Origin of the sequence: Pannus brasiliensis CCIBt3594, assembly GCF_036688125.1 — a bacterium.
GTDB classification, from domain to species: Bacteria; Cyanobacteriota; Cyanobacteriia; order Cyanobacteriales; family Microcystaceae; genus Pannus; species Pannus brasiliensis.
This window is the reverse complement of the sequence record NZ_JBAFSM010000024.1, coordinates 34889-50203: the sequence shown is the minus strand read 5'-3', so window position 1 is coordinate 50203 and position 15315 is coordinate 34889. Positions and strand designations below refer to the sequence as shown.

The 15315-nt window shown below is 50.1% G+C and carries 10 protein-coding genes; 3 read left to right on the top strand and 7 right to left on the bottom strand.

Features of this window, described 5'->3' with window-relative positions; translation table 11 throughout:
- Positions 1–131: 131 nt before the first annotated feature.
- Positions 132–776 (top strand): pyridoxamine 5'-phosphate oxidase, encoded by a 645-nt coding sequence (gene pdxH / locus V0288_RS13600; protein ID WP_332865653.1) that lies wholly within the window; start codon positions 132–134, stop codon positions 774–776.
- 67 nt (positions 777–843) lie between these two features.
- Here pdxH and V0288_RS13595 read toward each other — a convergent pair whose 3' ends face one another.
- Together V0288_RS13595 and V0288_RS13590 are read right to left on the bottom strand one after the other, a co-directional pair.
- A complete protein-coding gene (locus tag V0288_RS13595; RefSeq protein WP_332865652.1) occupies positions 844–2100 on the bottom strand; it encodes an ATP-binding protein in 1257 nt (418 codons plus the stop codon).
- Positions 2078–3490: a tetratricopeptide repeat protein gene (locus tag V0288_RS13590; RefSeq protein ID WP_332865651.1), complete on the bottom strand. Its 1413-nt coding sequence runs from the start codon at positions 3488–3490 to the stop codon at positions 2078–2080. The genes V0288_RS13595 and V0288_RS13590 overlap by 23 nt, the downstream gene beginning before the upstream one ends.
- A 131-nt stretch (positions 3491–3621) precedes the next feature.
- Between V0288_RS13590 and V0288_RS13585 the strand changes: the two genes are divergently transcribed.
- Positions 3622–5178 carry an RluA family pseudouridine synthase gene (locus V0288_RS13585; RefSeq protein ID WP_332865650.1) on the top strand — a complete coding sequence of 519 codons (1557 nt, stop codon included), beginning with the start codon at positions 3622–3624 and terminating at the stop codon, positions 5176–5178.
- A 1-nt stretch (position 5179) separates the two neighbouring features.
- Here the strand turns inward: V0288_RS13585 and V0288_RS13580 are convergent, their stop codons facing one another.
- From V0288_RS13580 to V0288_RS13560, 5 genes are all read right to left on the bottom strand, one after another.
- Positions 5180–5656 (bottom strand): DUF29 domain-containing protein, encoded by a 477-nt coding sequence (locus tag V0288_RS13580; RefSeq protein WP_332865649.1) that lies wholly within the window; start codon positions 5654–5656, stop codon positions 5180–5182.
- 99 nt (positions 5657–5755) lie between these two features.
- Positions 5756–7645, bottom strand: coding sequence for an ATP-dependent zinc metalloprotease FtsH (ftsH, locus tag V0288_RS13575; protein ID WP_422661975.1), 1890 nt, complete (start codon positions 7643–7645; stop codon positions 5756–5758).
- A gap of 93 nt (positions 7646–7738) precedes the next feature.
- Positions 7739–8563 carry a prephenate dehydratase gene (gene pheA / locus V0288_RS13570; RefSeq protein WP_332865648.1) on the bottom strand — a complete coding sequence of 275 codons (825 nt, stop codon included), beginning with the start codon at positions 8561–8563 and terminating at the stop codon, positions 7739–7741.
- 226 nt (positions 8564–8789) lie between these two features.
- Complete coding sequence (locus V0288_RS13565; RefSeq protein WP_332865647.1) at positions 8790–10370, bottom strand: hypothetical protein; 1581 nt, start codon at positions 10368–10370, stop codon at positions 8790–8792.
- A gap of 210 nt (positions 10371–10580) precedes the next feature.
- Positions 10581–12098: a hypothetical protein gene (locus tag V0288_RS13560; RefSeq protein WP_332865646.1), complete on the bottom strand. Its 1518-nt coding sequence runs from the start codon at positions 12096–12098 to the stop codon at positions 10581–10583.
- Positions 12099–12579: 481 nt separating this feature from the next.
- On the opposite strand from V0288_RS13560, the gene V0288_RS13555 reads away from it, so the two are divergent.
- Positions 12580–15297: a valine--tRNA ligase gene (locus tag V0288_RS13555; RefSeq protein WP_332865686.1), complete on the top strand. Its 2718-nt coding sequence runs from the start codon at positions 12580–12582 to the stop codon at positions 15295–15297.
- The last annotated feature ends 18 nt before the right edge of the window (positions 15298–15315 follow it).

Here is a 15315-nt window from a genome sequence, read left to right as displayed (position 1 = left end):
TAGGGGTGAATTTAAAAGGATTCGTTATTTGGTAAGCGGCTGTTGGCTAAAAGGCTGACGGCTGACGGCCGATCGCTAGAGAGGGTCTATTGTAGGATCGAGAAGGATTGGACATCATTTCGAGAGAGACAATGGATTTATCGATCGCCGACCTACGTTTGAACTACGGGCTGGAAGAACTGCTAGAATCGTCAGCGCCCGCCGATCCTTTCATTTTATTTAAACAGTGGTTCGATCGGGCGGTCAGCGAGGAAACCCGCGAACCGAACGCGATGACGTTGGCTACCGTTACCCCGGACGGGAAACCCCGCGCGAGGATGGTTCTTCTCAAAGACTTCGATCCCGCCGGTTTTGTTCTCTTTACCAACTACAACAGCGCGAAAGGACGGGAATTAGCGGCGACTCCCTATGCCTGTCTCGTTTTCTGGTGGGGAAACCTGGAACGACAGATCCGCATCGAGGGACGGGTGGAGAAAATTAGCGAGGGGGAATCGGATAATTATTTCTTCGTCCGTCCGTGGGAGTCGCGTTTGGGTGCCTGGGCATCGGAACAAAGCGAGGTGGTGGATAGCCGGGATGTGCTAGAAAAACGCCTAGAAGAGTTAAAAGAGGAATATAAAGATCGCGAGGTTCCCCGTCCTCCCCACTGGGGCGGTTTTCGGGTTCTGCCGGATTCGATCGAGTTCTGGCAGGGCAGACCGAGCCGTTTACACGATCGACTCTCTTATTCCCGCCAGGAAGATGGAACCTGGAAACGGGAGAGATTATCGCCGTGAATTTTGCTTGACATTTTTTGTTGTTTATGATAAAGAGGGGCGGTGGATTACGCTTCGCTAATCCACCCTACGGGGTTGAAAAACCGGGATCTAGGGTTTCTGGTTTGAACAATTCTGAGGGGAGAAAGCGAGTACCTTTAGCGGTATCCTGACGGATTAAACTTCCTTGTTCTTCTAAATTTTTTAGGGTGGGTAGGAGTTCGATAAAGGTAGAAACTCCTAGACGGGCGAGAACACTATCTTCGATGTCCTCGTGAATTCCTTCCGCTTGATAAGCTTCGTACAGTAAACGGCGAATATGGGGATCGAGTTCCGCCGTGAATTGTTGTTGTAAGTCCGTCCATAAAAGGCTAAAAATTTCGTTATTAATTTCGGTGGCTCCCTTCATGGCCGCTTGACGTAGGATCTTTTCACAGATCGTATTGAGTTGTCGCGGAATCCCTCTAGAATATTCGATAATTCTCTCGATAACTTCTTCGGTAAAAGGATAAACCGAGTCGCGGGGATTTTCTCGAACCGAGTTTAGATAGCGAATAACAATATGATGGAGTTCCTCGGCACTCATGGCCGCTAGATTGAAATCTTCGGAAAAAATTCCTAACGCTTTAATCGAGGTTTCTTGTAAGGTGGTAAAACTTCGCCCCGTCATCACGAAAGAACGCTTTTTACCCATCCGAAATAAATCGAGACTTTTTTCTAAAATGTCTTGGACGGTCGTGGGGTTTTTCTTGTCTAGATCGTCGATCGCTATCACTAAACGCGAGTAATGTTCTTCCGCTTGATGTAACAGGGGAATTAAGAGGGTGTACGGATCGGCATTCGCCATCGGGGTGCGTTCGGAGGAGGGCTTTTCTACTCTGGTTCCTAACGTGAAACCGAAAAAACTTACCCTACCTTCGATGGTTTGTTTCGGACGTTGGATCGAAAATCCTCGCAGGGTATCGGCGATATTTTTTGCCTGCTCATCCACTTCCGATAAACTATCCGCCAGCATTAACGCCAGGGCGCGATAAAAATCATTGGCACTATCGCCAGGAATCCCGCTCAGATATAGAACCGCCATCGGTTCGTCTAGGGTCGCGACCTGTTTTTGTAGCTGATATAGTAAATGTTGGATCAAGGAGGTTTTGCCGATTCCCCATGCTCCCCGAATTAAAATATTACGCCCCTCGTACAGCGTAGGTAGAGCGATTTCAACTTCTTTGGCGCGCCCGTAAAAAATTTTCTCTAGATCTTCCGCGGTATCGGGAGGAACCGCGCGAAAAGGATTGTCGCTTAGTCCCCAGGTTCGGAGGGTGTTTTTATATTTTTGTAAATCCTGCATAGTCTTTAGGGATGAAATCTAATAGTTTCTGGATTTCTTGTAACCGAACGACATTCTTTTCCTCTTCGTAGTATTGTTTGGCTCGGGTTAAATAGTTTTCGGCATCGGAAATCCGACCGGTTTGCATGGACAAGTTCCCTAACGCGACCATGATAGCAAATTCTTTCGTTTTATCGCCCGTTCGACGGAACAGGCGCGAGGAATCTTTATAGTAGAGCCGCGCTTGTTCTAGAAATCCCTGTAAGTGATAGAGTCTACCGAGATCGAATAGAGTGGCCGCTAGATTCGCGATATCTTTCAGGTCTTGCCATTCCAGACGCGCTCGTTCTAATATTTCGATCGCTCGTGTATAGTTTCCCTGTTGAAAGAGAGCGTGTCCTAGAGCGGAGCGAGTTCGAGCGAGATTGAATTTCTCATCGGGATGTTTTTCATAAAATTTCATAATCTTCTCGAAAGCATCGATCGCTTCTTCTAAGTCTTCTCTCTCGCCTAATCGATCGAATCTCTCGTTAAGAGCGACTCCTAGATTATAGGTTGTACTTCCCCATTGATAAGGGAAAGATTCATAGGTGAAAACTGCTAACGCCGATCGATAATCGGTAATCGCTTTTTCGAGATTCTCGGCGCGATCTTCCCGGAGGCGGTTCTTGTAAGCGTTGGCGAGGTTATTGAGGGTTCGCGCGTGTTCGATGGGGAATGCCTCGCGGGTGCGAATTTTTAGCGCTTCGGTGTAGAGTTCGATCACTTTTTCTAGATTTTCCGCTCGATCTCCCTGGATGCGGTCAATATAAACGAGGGCAAGGTTATAGAGGGTCATCGCGTGTTCGACGGGGAATGCCTCGCGGGTGTAGATTTCTAATACCACCTCATAGCCCGCGATGGCAATTTCTCGGTTGTAGGAACGATTGCCGAGGGGAAATTCTTGAATATCGATACAGAAATTTCCGATTACCCCAGCGATAGTTTCGGTTTCTTCTTGGCTACTGTTCGCAAAAACCTTTCTCGCCCATTTCTGTAGAAGTTCCGCAAAAGTTAGATTCAGTTTATCGAGATTCTTTTCTAGGATCGGGTAGATCGCGTTCGGCTCGTTACTTTCGTATTCTGCTTGTAATACTGTTTCCAAAAAATCGAGATAGCCCTGTAGATCTAGTTCGCTTTCTGTCATTCCCGATGCCCCCGCTAATCTTTCCGCTAGGTTCGTTACCCCGCACGCGGTTTCTTCCTCTCCCTGTTCGGCTAGAAGGGTCGCGTGTTGGTTGAGAAAGTCGAGAAATCCCGCGTCTAGTAAGTCCCGATTTTTATCGAGGGTCGCGCTCAATTCTTCCTCGGTGGTAAAGTTAAGGAGTTGTTGGGTGAGGGTGAGATAGGATTGTAGACGTTCTTCGTTCATGGGATTGGCGGGAGTTAAGGAAAGGAACTACAGAAATCGAAACGCTCGCGCTTAACCTTCCGTGTTGATATTGTATCGAGAAATCCCGTTGAGATGCTTGAGTATGGGAACAGAGTGATAGGAGGCAGGAGGTGAGGGAGACTTTTCACTCGATCGAACATTTTATCCTCGAATCCGAGGATGATCGGGTAACGTATCAGTACGAGGGAATCTGTCCGCGGACGGGAGAGTTAATCACCTTACCCCGTACCCGTTTCGCGGAGAAAATCGCGCGCGGTTTAATGGCGGAACTTCCGGGCGAACGCGAGGGGAAAATGTACGGGGTTTTGTTGGTGAAAACTCCCGCGGGGGAAACGGGTTATCTGAAAGCTTTCTCCGGACTTCTCGACGGACGGCAGGAAGTCACGGGATGGGTTCCGCCGATACCGGGGCGGGAAAAGCTGGTTTGGGATGAAAATGAGGTTTTAGCTCGTTTGGATGCTTTAAAGAGCGAAATAATACGGTTACAGGCGATTCCCGATCGAACCTCCTATCGGGAGTTAGAAGCGGATTTCGATCGACGGTTACAATCCCTCACCGATCTCCATCGAGAGAATAAACGGGAACGGCAGGAAAGAAGGGAAACGGGCAAGTTAAGCGCGGAAGAATTGGAAAAATTGAACGAGATCAGCCGTCGGGAGGGAATCGATCGCCGGAATCTCAAACGCGAACGCGATCGGGTTTTGCAACCATTACGGGAACGGATCGCGGAAAGCGATCGACGGATACGGGAGTTAAAACAACAACGGAAAAACCTCTCGAAACAGTTACAGGAATTGTTATATCGATCGTACTGTCTCACCAATTTCGCCGGCGATTCTCTCTCCCTACAACTGCTAATGGGCGATAATTTACTCCCCACGGGAACGGGGGAATGTTGCGCGCCGAAATTGCTTCATTATGCCGCTATTCAGGGATTTATTCCGGTCGCGATGGCGGAATTCTGGTGGGGGAATTCTAATCGGGATAAAGTCGCGGGGGAGTTTTACGGGGCTTGTGTCGAGCGGTGTCAGCCTTTGATGGGCTTTTTATTGTCGGGATTACAGCCATCTTTGGAGATTATTTACGAGGACGAATCGATTCTGGCGGTTAATAAGCCGATCGATCTGCTTTCCGTCCCAGGACGCTATCGGGAAACGGGAGACTCGGTGATTACCCGTCTCCGCGCGCGGGGAAAAGACGCAATAGCCGTCCATCGACTCGATCGAGAAACGTCGGGTATTTTATTATTGGCGAAAGATAGAGAAAGTTATCGGGAACTATCCCGTCAATTTGAAAATAGAGAGGTATATAAAGTCTATGAAGCCTTATTGTCGGACAATATAACGAAAAAAGAGGGATCGATCGATCTGCCCCTGCGTCCCGATCTCGATCGTCGTCCCTATCAGATCGTCGATACGGAACGGGGAAAGCCGAGTATCACGAAATTTCGAGTGATTGGCGATTCGCGCGGGGAGTTTCTGCCGCTGACGGGAAGAACCCATCAAATCCGCGTTCACTGTCAACGGGGATTAAAAGTGCCGATTCTGGGCGATCGATTGTACGGGGGAAAGGAGGGCGATCGATTGTATCTCCACGCGCGCGATCTCGCGTTCCGTCACCCGGTTTCGAGAGAGAAAATCCATCTCCACGTTCCGACTCCTTTTTAGTTTACAATTCCTTCTCGACGGGGAGCCAATTATCATCGAGGATCTGTTCGATCGGAGCGATCGGATTTTCCGGTAACGTGTCGATGTTTACTTTCATCGATCGGGAAACACTGCGTCGGGCTACCGCGTGAGCTTCCTCGAAAATCTGCTCTAGATAAGGTTTTAAGCTAGGACTATCCGCTAGTAACTTCGAGATTTGATAGCGAAAATTGGTGATTTCCGCGCTCCAGTGATTACCGTTTCGCTCGCGTTCCGATTCCCAGTAAGCTAATTTTAGAAGATGTTCTAGAAGTCGGATTAATAAACTTTCGAGACTCCGTTTATCGCTCCTAGACATTCCCTCTAATTCCTCGATCAAGTTTTCGATATCTAGTTCCGCTAACCGACCGGAACGCAATTGTTCCACGGTGGTTTTTAACCAGAGAGCGTAATCCTGTTCGTAGAGCGTTCGCGGGGGAGAATCGATTCGCGCGGTCATAAAACCTCCCTCTAAATTCACAATTTCCTGTCTAGAAATCATCCGGAGAAAGAACGTCGATCGCTATCGGGAAATAACGATCGACGGGAATGGAGATTTTTAAACCGTCGTGGTTACGGTTTTCTCGCTGGTTTGGCGGAATTCCTCCAGTAATTGCCGGAAGCGATCGCCGTCGATCGTTTCCTGTTCGATGAGGATATCTACCAGTCGATCGACCGCCACGCGATTTTCCCGGACGATTTTCGTGGCCAGATCGTGACATTGCTTGACAAGTGAACGAACTTGCGCGTCGATCTTCGCCATCATTTCTAGCGACAGTTCCGAATTGCCCGCGAATCCGCCGCCGAGGTAGGAATCGCGCTCTTCTTCGAGCGCGACGGGGCCGAGTTCCGACATTCCCAGGCGAGTGACCATCTGACGGGCTAAATAGGTGATTTTCTCGATATCGTTGCCCGCGCCGGTCGTCACCTCGTCCTCGCCGAAGATACATTCTTCCGCCACGCGTCCCCCCAGTAAGCCGGTAATCCGGGCTAATAGTTGAGAGCGACTAACTAGCCCCTGTTCCTCGTCGGGAGTGAACCAGGTTAACCCCTGCGCTTGTCCGCGCGGGATGAGGGTGACTTTCTCGACTTTATCGTGGCCGGGGCAGAGGGTGCCGACGATGGCGTGACCGACCTCGTGATAGGCGATCAGGCGTTTGGCCTTACTATCGACTAACGCGCGGCCTTCCATCCCGGCGACGATACGATCGATCGCGTCGTTGATTTCCACCATCGTGATCGCTTCTTTGCGCCGTCGCGCGGTAAAAATCGCGGCCTCGTTGAGCGTGTTAGCCAGATCCGCGCCGGTAAAGCCGGGGGTGCGGCGGGCGATCGCTTCTAGAGACACATCCGGCGCGATTTTCTTGTTTTTCGCGTGTACTTCCAGGATTCCGAGGCGGCCTTTCAAATCGGGGTAATCGACCACCACCTGGCGATCGAACCGTCCGGGACGCAGGAGGGCGGTATCTAACACGTCGGGGCGGTTGGTGGCGGCGATGACGATTATTCCCGTATTCCCCTCGAAACCGTCCATTTCTGTTAATAACTGGTTGAGGGTTTGCTCGCGCTCGTCGTTACCGCCCCCGTAACCGACCCCGCGCTGACGGCCTACCGCGTCGATCTCGTCGATAAAGATCAAGCAGGGCGCGTTTTCCTTGGCTTTTTTAAACAGATCCCGCACCCGCGACGCGCCGACCCCGACGAACATCTCGACGAATTCCGACCCCGAGATACTGAAAAAAGGAACCCCGGCTTCCCCGGCGATCGCTTTAGCCAGGAGGGTTTTTCCCGTCCCCGGCGGCCCGATTAATAAAACGCCCTTGGGAATTTTCGCGCCGATGGCGGTGAATTTCTCCGGTTGTTTGAGAAAGACGACGACTTCTTGCAGTTCTTCCTTCGCTTCATCGACTCCCGCCACATCATTAAATTGAATGCCCGTTTTCGCCTCCATTTGGAAACGCGCGCGGGATTTGCCGAAGTTCATGGCCTGGCCGGACGCGTTCGCGGAACGACGGATAATAAATACTACTAAACCGAGCAGGAGAATTACTACGAGGAGATTGGTTAAAACGCTCACGAGGGTCGAGTGATCGGTGCTGGGGAGAATACCGTACTCGACTTTTTTCGCGTCGAGTCGGGAGATTAATTCGGGATTCTGTTCGAGGAGAGTGACTTTCAGGGTCGGGTCTTTTTCCGTTTGCCCCACGAGGGTAACTTTGGCCTGTTGGAGGGAGGGATCGATCTCGACCCGTTTTACCTGCCCGTTGTCGATTTTCTCCAACAATTCGCCGTAGGTGAGGGTATTTTTCGCTTTTTGACTCCAGGCGGGAGCGATGGTGAAAACGGTTTGCAGGATCATCCACCCGGAAACGATGCCTTTCAGCGCTCTTTGACGACCCTGATGTTTCGATTGTCCGCGTCCTACGGTGAGGGGAGATTTTCTGTGCATAGTTTCGTTGTGTCTAGTTACCCTGTATTCATTGTGGCAGATCCGATCGATTGTGGCAGATCCGATCGGGAGTCGGCTCGCGTTCCGGGACGATCACGCGACCGGATAATAGCCAAAAACCTTGAGTTCGTCGGTATATTCGGCGAGTTCGGCTAACGCGGACGCGGCGAGGGGTTTTTGTTCCGGTTCGATTTCCACGTCGATAAAGAAAACGTACTCTCCGAGCGATCGTTTCGTCGGTCGCGATTCGATGCGCGATAGGTTTAACTGTCGTTGGGCGAACACTTCTAGGGGTTTCATCAACGCGCCGGGCATATCTTTAATTTGAAAGGCGAGGGAGAGTCGATTTCCCTCGGTGCTGGGAGTCCATCCCATCACCCAGAAACGGGTACAGTTATTGGCGTAATCGTTGATCGGTTCGACGAGGATGGGAACGTTGTACAGTTGCGAGGCCCGGTGGGAGGCGATCGCGCCCGCGGTCGGTCGGTTTTCGACGCGTTGGATGGCTTCGGTGGTGGAGTTGGTGGGGATCAGCGTGGCGTTGGGTAGATGGGTTTCTAGCCATTTCTGGCACTGGCCGAGGGGTTGGGGATGGGAATAGATCTCGGTAATTTCCGGGAGAGAGGTTCCCCGCGATAGTAACGCGTTGACGATGGGCATGACCAGTTCCTGTTGGATCTGTAACCCGTCCAACTGCCAGAGAGCGTCGAGGGTCATGACGACACTTCCCTCGGTGGAGTTCTCGACGGGAACGACCGCGAGATCGGTTTCCCGGTTGACGAGCGATCGCAGGGCGAGGGCGATACTGGGATAGGGGATCAATCGGCCGGTGTCCGGTTCTAGACTTTCGGCGTAGGTTAAGGCCGCCGTTTCGGAATAGGTTCCCGTCGGCCCCAGATAAGCGATCGTCCGGCCCATATTTCACATCCCTCGAAAGCTAGTGATTTCCCCATCGTACCGTTTTCGGGCGATCTCCGAGCGGTCGATCGATCTCGCGGATCGAATTCCGGGAACTCTCCGGCACGGCCGGGACGGGAAGACAATCCCTCCGGCAGAATTGCAGAATTACGCGGTGGTTACAGTGGGGGCGGATTTCCAAGCTCGCCCGTACAGGAGAAGCGAATAGACGATCGGTAATCAAAATCTAGATTTTCTTTCGATCGATCGATTTTTTATCGGTCAACTTTTTATCGGTCGATTTTTTATCGGTTTCCTCGATCGGTATCTTCTCCATCGATTTCAATCGCCCTTTGAAATACCCTTTGAACTCGATCGTCTTGTGATGCGCCGCGGGTAGCGCTCGCCGGATCTCGGGGGAACGGGTGGTTAAAATATATTGATTGGTCGGTTCCCACGCTTGTAAATCCCCGATCAGTTGACCTTGCCAATCGGTGGGAAAGCCGCCCTCGATGTCATCCATCAACACGATCGAGTTTTCGATTTTCCGATATTTTAACCATAGATAAATATTCAATCTTTTGAACTCGCTATAGGTTAGATTCGACGGATCGTAGCCTCGATCGTTGCCGCTTCCCTCTCGCTGGGATGTCGCTTCTGGCAAGCGCTTCTCAACCATTTTTTTTCGATACCCGAACATCTTTTCCACTTCTTCCATCAACCTCCAAAATTTCTTTTGAGTTGTTTCTACCGCCGTTTCCTCTCGATCGGGTAGATAGCCCGTGTATGGAGCATAGTTATTTAAGACATCGAGCGTGAAGAAATCATAGGTGAAAAAACTCGGCATTTTCTCTTTAATCTCTTTCAGCTTTTCCTCGTAATCTAGCGCAAGATTCCTACCGAGATCCGAGCCACTATCTCTAGTCGGTTGATTGATAAACAGGAAAAAATTGGTCGAGGGGGAAGCGAAGTAAACTCGATCGGACAGTTCCCGTAAAAATCCTTCGATCCGATCGAACTCGATCGAGGTGGCGCTACAGAGCAACAAACACTTCTCTTGATGCTGTAAATAATCGGTAATCAAATACTGATTTTTCGGTCGTAACTGTTCGGCAATGGCTTTTAAGAGGTAATCATAGCGATCCTTTCTAACACTCAGGTCGAATAGTATCTCCTGTATTCTCTTCGCCAGATCGATGACCGCTTGATGGAAATCTTCAGGGTGAGTCATAAAAGACGAAGCTCGATCGGAAAAACCGATCCATTGTTTTTGCCGGGAGTGTAATCGTTGACAAACTTCGATTTCCCGCTCGATCCATTTCTGCCTCTCCGTCTGGTCGGGAATTCCCGCGATCGCTCTCGCTCGCGCCTCGATCGAGTTTAACGCTTTCAGATCCGCGTTCAGTAACTGGACTTTTTTATCTAACTCCTCTTTTTCCTCGATCGTTAACCATTGATAGGATTGCAGGGCCTCGCTCTGTTTTTTATTCAGCCTCGCGAGATCGATCGAGCGCTGGAAAGAATTATATTTACGGACGAAAAACTCTAGCGTGACGATTTTAGTCCCATCCCAAATCTCGAAAATCGCCACGGTTTTTTGTTCCGAATCGAAATCGAAATGCTCCAATAATCTTTGGAAAAATTTCGCTTTCCCCGGGTCGCCAGAACAATGAAGCAAGATAAAAATGATTTGTAAAAGAGTGCTTTTCGCGCTAGTGCTTTGACCGTCGATCGAGAAAATATTCGGAACGAACTTCCTCTCGAAAGCGATATCGAGATTTTTCAGCGCTCGAAAATCCGGAACTCGAACCCGTAGCAATCGCATCATCCCACCCTCCCTTCTTTCCAAGTCGCGGTTTCTCCCGTTATTGTAACGCGGGTTGTTCGCGAGCGGACAAAACGGCTGAAAACCCCGCATCATCTAGAAAAGCGCCTCTTTTTTCGTTCTCGCGGTCTGTCTCTATCGTACCGTTTTCGGGGCTTCCCGATCGCTCTCCCGGTTAGAAAACGATCGACCCACTTCCCCGAGAATACCCGGTCAAAAATCGATCGCTTCCTCCGTCGGTTTCGACCAATCATCGAGATCGCGTTTCGGTTCGATCGGTTTAGAATGCGCGGGAGGTAATGCTTGACGGAGTTCGTTGGAGTACGTCGCTAAAATATATTGATTACTCGGTTCCCATTTCTGTAGATCCTCGATAATTTTAGCCTGCCACTCTATCGGTAAACCGCTCTCGATGTCGTCGATTAACACGATCGATCTCTCGATCTTACGATACTGTAACCAAAAATAAATATTTAATCTTTTTAATTCTCCGTAAATTATATCGAATTCGGCGAGTTCTTGCCAATTTAATTTATTATTCAAGATCGAGTTTATTCGAGGCATATCCCGTTGAAAATCCATTTTTTTATAGCTCATGAGAGAGTCTATTTCATCGATTAATTCCAGTAAACTCTCTCGACGGGATTCTATCTCGATCGAGTGTACGCGATTCCCGGAATGCGGGTAACGCGAGGGTTTGTCCGCTAAATCCAGCGGGAAAAAATCGTAGGTAAAAAAACGGGGTAGATGCGCCTTGGCATTTTTAAACGCTAAAGCGTATTGATCGTCGTTGTTCGCGCCGGAGTCTCGGGAAAAGACATTTTTTCGGGTTTCTTTATTGATAAAGAGAAAGATTTTTGACGACGGCGAAGCGAAGTATATTCGATTCGATATTTCGAGTAAGAAATCTTCCAATCGATCAAACTCTAGCTCGGCCGAGCTACAGAACAACAGATATTTGTCCGGTACCTCTTTATAATCGATGATCAAATATTGTTTTTTACGATTAAAATTTTCAGTGATCGATTTCCAGCGATATTCATGTTGATTTCGAGTCGTTCGTAGATCGCGCAAAATAGCTTCTATTCTTTGAGATAGAGCGACAATTTCCTCGTGAAAATCCCGCTTGAACTCTTCAAAATAAGAAGGATCATCGGGGAAGCTGATCCATTGATTTTTTCGAGAGAAAAGCCGATTGCAGGCTTTTATCTCCTGTCCGATGATTCGTTCTCTCGCGTCCCGATCGCTGATTCGGACGAGGTTTCTCGCGCGTTTTTCAATCCGCTCTAAAACGAGGAGATCGGCGTTCAATAACTGGATTCTTTTTTCTAACGCCATCTTTTCCACGGTAGACGGCCAGTGAGGATCTAGAAGCGCTTTGATCTGCTTGTCCGTCAATCGATCGAGCTTTAGGTTTCTGGTCAAAACGCTATATTTACAGGCGGAAAACTCTAAGGTAACGGTTTTTTTTCCATCCCAAATATCAAAAATCGCTAGGGTTTTCTCGTCCGCTTCAAACTCGAAGGAATCGAGTAATTTTTGAATGAATTCCGCTCTCTCCGGATCGTGCGAACAGTACAGTAAAATAAAAATCGTTTGTAATAACGCGCTGTTCGCGCCCGGATTTTGACCGCTGACGGCAAAGATACTCGGGGAAAAATCCTTCTCGAAACTAATATCGATATTTTTGAGCGATCGAAAATCCGGCACTCGAACCCGTAGCAATCGCATGATCTAACTTCTCCCCTTCCCGGTCGCGGTTTATCCCGTTATTGTAGCGCGCGTTTCGTAGAGCGGACAAAACTGCCAGAAGCCCCGCGGGATAAGTCTCGATCGTACCGTTTTCGGGGCGGTTCGATCGCTCTCCCAGGACGATCGATCGAGCGGGGATCGAATCGTGAACTTCCGCGCGAACCCGTAACGAATTGACGTACAGTGACGAGAAGAAAACGGAGCGATTTATATCGGGAAACTAACTAGAAACATCGAGCCTCATCACGGTTTCACGCGTGTTTTTCTTGTCCGATCTCCTAGATTACGGGTCTGGTCTCGACCCAAGACCTCTTATTCCGATCGTGAATTTTAATTCTAACTTTTCCGCCGAGCGAGAGAGAAAAACGATCGCTCGGGAAACGTCCGGCCTTCCCTAAACCCCGCGTCCGTGGCTGTGGCACAATTTGTAAAGAACCACGAAACGGAAGATCCTGACATCATGACCTCGGACATACCCACCCAATACGATCCCAAGACCACGGAAGCGAAATGGCAGGAATACTGGGAAAAACAGCACGTATTTAAAGCCGATCCCGAAAAAGGGGGAGAAACCTATTGTATCGTGATCCCCCCGCCGAACGTGACCGGAAGCCTCCACATGGGTCACGCGTTCGAGAGCGCCCTGATCGATACCCTGATCCGGTACCATCGCATGACGGGGAAAAATACCCTCTGGCTACCCGGAACCGACCACGCGAGTATAGCGGTACAGGCCATCCTCGATCGACAGCTAAAAGCCGAGAAAACCAACCGATACGAATTCGGACGCGAGAAATTTCTCGATCGAGCCTGGAAATGGAAAGAAGAGTCCGGCAGTACGATCGTCAACCAACTGCGTCGCTTGGGTGTTTCCGTAGACTGGACGCGGGAACGGTTCACGATGGACGAGGGGTTATCCCACGCGGTTCGGGTCGCTTTCGTGAAGCTGTACGAGGACGGACTGATCTATCGGGGTAAATACCTAGTCAACTGGTGTCCGGAGTCCCGTTCCGCGGTTTCCGATCTGGAAGTGGAAAATAAAGAGGTAGACGGCAATTTGTGGCATTTCCGCTATCCCCTCGGTGACGGTAGCGGCTATCTGGAAGTGGCCACCACGCGACCGGAAACGATGCTAGGCGATACCGCGGTGGCTGTCAACCCGAACGACGATCGCTACAAACACTTTATCGGCAAAACGCTCACTTTACCGATAATGGGGCGGGAAATCCCGATTATCGCCGATGAACTGGTCGATCCCGAATTCGGAACCGGATGCGTCAAAGTCACGCCGGCACACGATCCCAACGATTTCGAGATGGGCAAACGCCACGATCTGCCCTTTATCAATATCATGAATCTGGACGGTAGTTTAAACGAGAACGCGGGAGAGTTCGCCGGTCAGGATCGCTTCGTGGCGCGGAAAAATGTCGTCAAAAAACTGGAAGAATTAGGATTTCTCGTTAAAATCGAACCCTATCGTCACAGTGTACCCTACAGCGATCGGGGGAAAGTCCCCGTCGAACCCCTTCTCTCCACCCAGTGGTTCGTGAAAATCGAACCCCTCGCCACCAAAGCCCTCACCTGTCTCGACGAAGAAACCTCCCCCCGCTTCGTTCCCGAACGTTGGGCGAAAGTCTACCGCGATTGGTTGGTAAAACTCAGAGACTGGTGTATTTCCCGACAATTGTGGTGGGGACACCAGATACCCGCGTGGTACGTCGTCAGCGAGACCGGGGGAGAGATTACCGAGAACACGCCCTATATTGTCGCGCTCGATGAAAGCCAAGCCCTAGAAAAAGCCAGGCAGAAATACGGGGAAACAATCCGACTCGAACAAGATCCCGATGTTCTCGATACGTGGTTTTCCTCCGGGTTATGGCCGTTCTCGACAATGGGCTGGCCGGAAGAAACCCTAGATTTACAAACCTACTATCCCAATACCGTCCTCGTGACCGGGTTCGACATTATATTCTTCTGGGTTGCCCGGATGACGATGATGGCGGGTTATTTCACCGGACAGATGCCCTTCCGCGATGTCTATATTCACGGACTCGTTCGCGATGAAAACGGCAAAAAAATGTCGAAATCCGCTAATAACGGGATCGATCCCCTGATTCTCATCGAAAAATACGGTACGGACGCTTTACGCTACACCCTGATCCGGGAAGTGGCCGGCGCCGGACAGGATATTAGTCTCCAGTACAACCGCAAAACCGACGAATCGGAATCGGTGGAAGCCTCGCGCAACTTCGCCAATAAAATCTGGAACGCGTCGCGCTTCGTGATGATGAACCTGGACGGGAAAACACCGTCGGAATTGGGCGAACCGGATGTAAACGCCTTGGAACTGTCGGATCGGTGGATTCTGTCGCGTTTCCATCGCACCGTTCAACAGACGCGGGATTATCTGGAAACCTACGGGATGGGGGAAGCGGCCAAGGGTTTATACGAGTTTATCTGGCGCGATTTCTGCGATTGGTATATCGAGTTAGTGAAAACGCGGTTATGGGATAAGGAATCTTCTTCGCGAATCGTGGCACAACAAACCCTCGCGATCGTCTTGGAAGGTATTTTAAAACTCCTACATCCTTTTATGCCCCACATCACCGAAGAGATCTGGCACAATCTCACGCGGGAAACCGACGCGGTGTTAGCCCTACAAGCGTATCCCGTCGCCGATCCCGCGCGAATTTCCGAGGAGTTGGAAGAAACCTTCGACCTACTGATCGAGACGATCCGCGTGCTTCGGAACCTGCGCGCGGAGGCGGGGATCAAACCGGGGGCGATGATCGTCGCGATTTTGCGATCGAATAATCCCCGCGAGTTAGAAACGCTAACTCTGGGCCGAACCTACCTTCAAGATCTCGCCAAGATCGAGAATCTAACCCTCACGGATAATCTAGCCGGAGAAATCGGTCAGGCGATCGCCGGCGTAGTCGGTACGGTAGAAATCCTGATCCCTTTATCCGGATTGGTTGACATCTCGGTATTACACGGGAAACTCACGAAAAACTTGGCTAAAGTAGAGGGAGAAATCAAGAGTCTCGGCGATCGATTGAACAATCCCAGCTTCGTCGAGAAGGCGCCGGCCGCGTTAATCGAAAAAACGCGAGCCGCGCTAGAGGAAGCCGTAAAACAAGCCCATATCCTCCAAGAACGTTTGAAACGCCTGCAATAGTGATGCGATACCTAGCGC

Excerpts from the sequence above, each read along its gene's own strand:
- pdxH (WP_332865653.1), top strand. The coding sequence starts at position 132 with ATGGATTTATCGATCGCCGACCTACGTTTGAACTACGGGCTGGAAGAA.
- V0288_RS13595 (WP_332865652.1), bottom strand. The coding sequence starts at position 2,100 with ATGCAGGATTTACAAAAATATAAAAACACCCTCCGAACCTGGGGACTA.
- V0288_RS13590 (WP_332865651.1), bottom strand. The coding sequence starts at position 3,490 with ATGAACGAAGAACGTCTACAATCCTATCTCACCCTCACCCAACAACTC.
- V0288_RS13580 (WP_332865649.1), bottom strand. The coding sequence starts at position 5,656 with ATGACCGCGCGAATCGATTCTCCCCCGCGAACGCTCTACGAACAGGAT.
- ftsH (WP_422661975.1), bottom strand. The coding sequence starts at position 7,645 with ATGCACAGAAAATCTCCCCTCACCGTAGGACGCGGACAATCGAAACAT.
- pheA (WP_332865648.1), bottom strand. The coding sequence starts at position 8,563 with ATGGGCCGGACGATCGCTTATCTGGGGCCGACGGGAACCTATTCCGAA.
- V0288_RS13565 (WP_332865647.1), bottom strand. The coding sequence starts at position 10,370 with ATGATGCGATTGCTACGGGTTCGAGTTCCGGATTTTCGAGCGCTGAAA.
- V0288_RS13560 (WP_332865646.1), bottom strand. The coding sequence starts at position 12,098 with ATGCGATTGCTACGGGTTCGAGTGCCGGATTTTCGATCGCTCAAAAAT.
- V0288_RS13555 (WP_332865686.1), top strand. The coding sequence starts at position 12,580 with ATGACCTCGGACATACCCACCCAATACGATCCCAAGACCACGGAAGCG.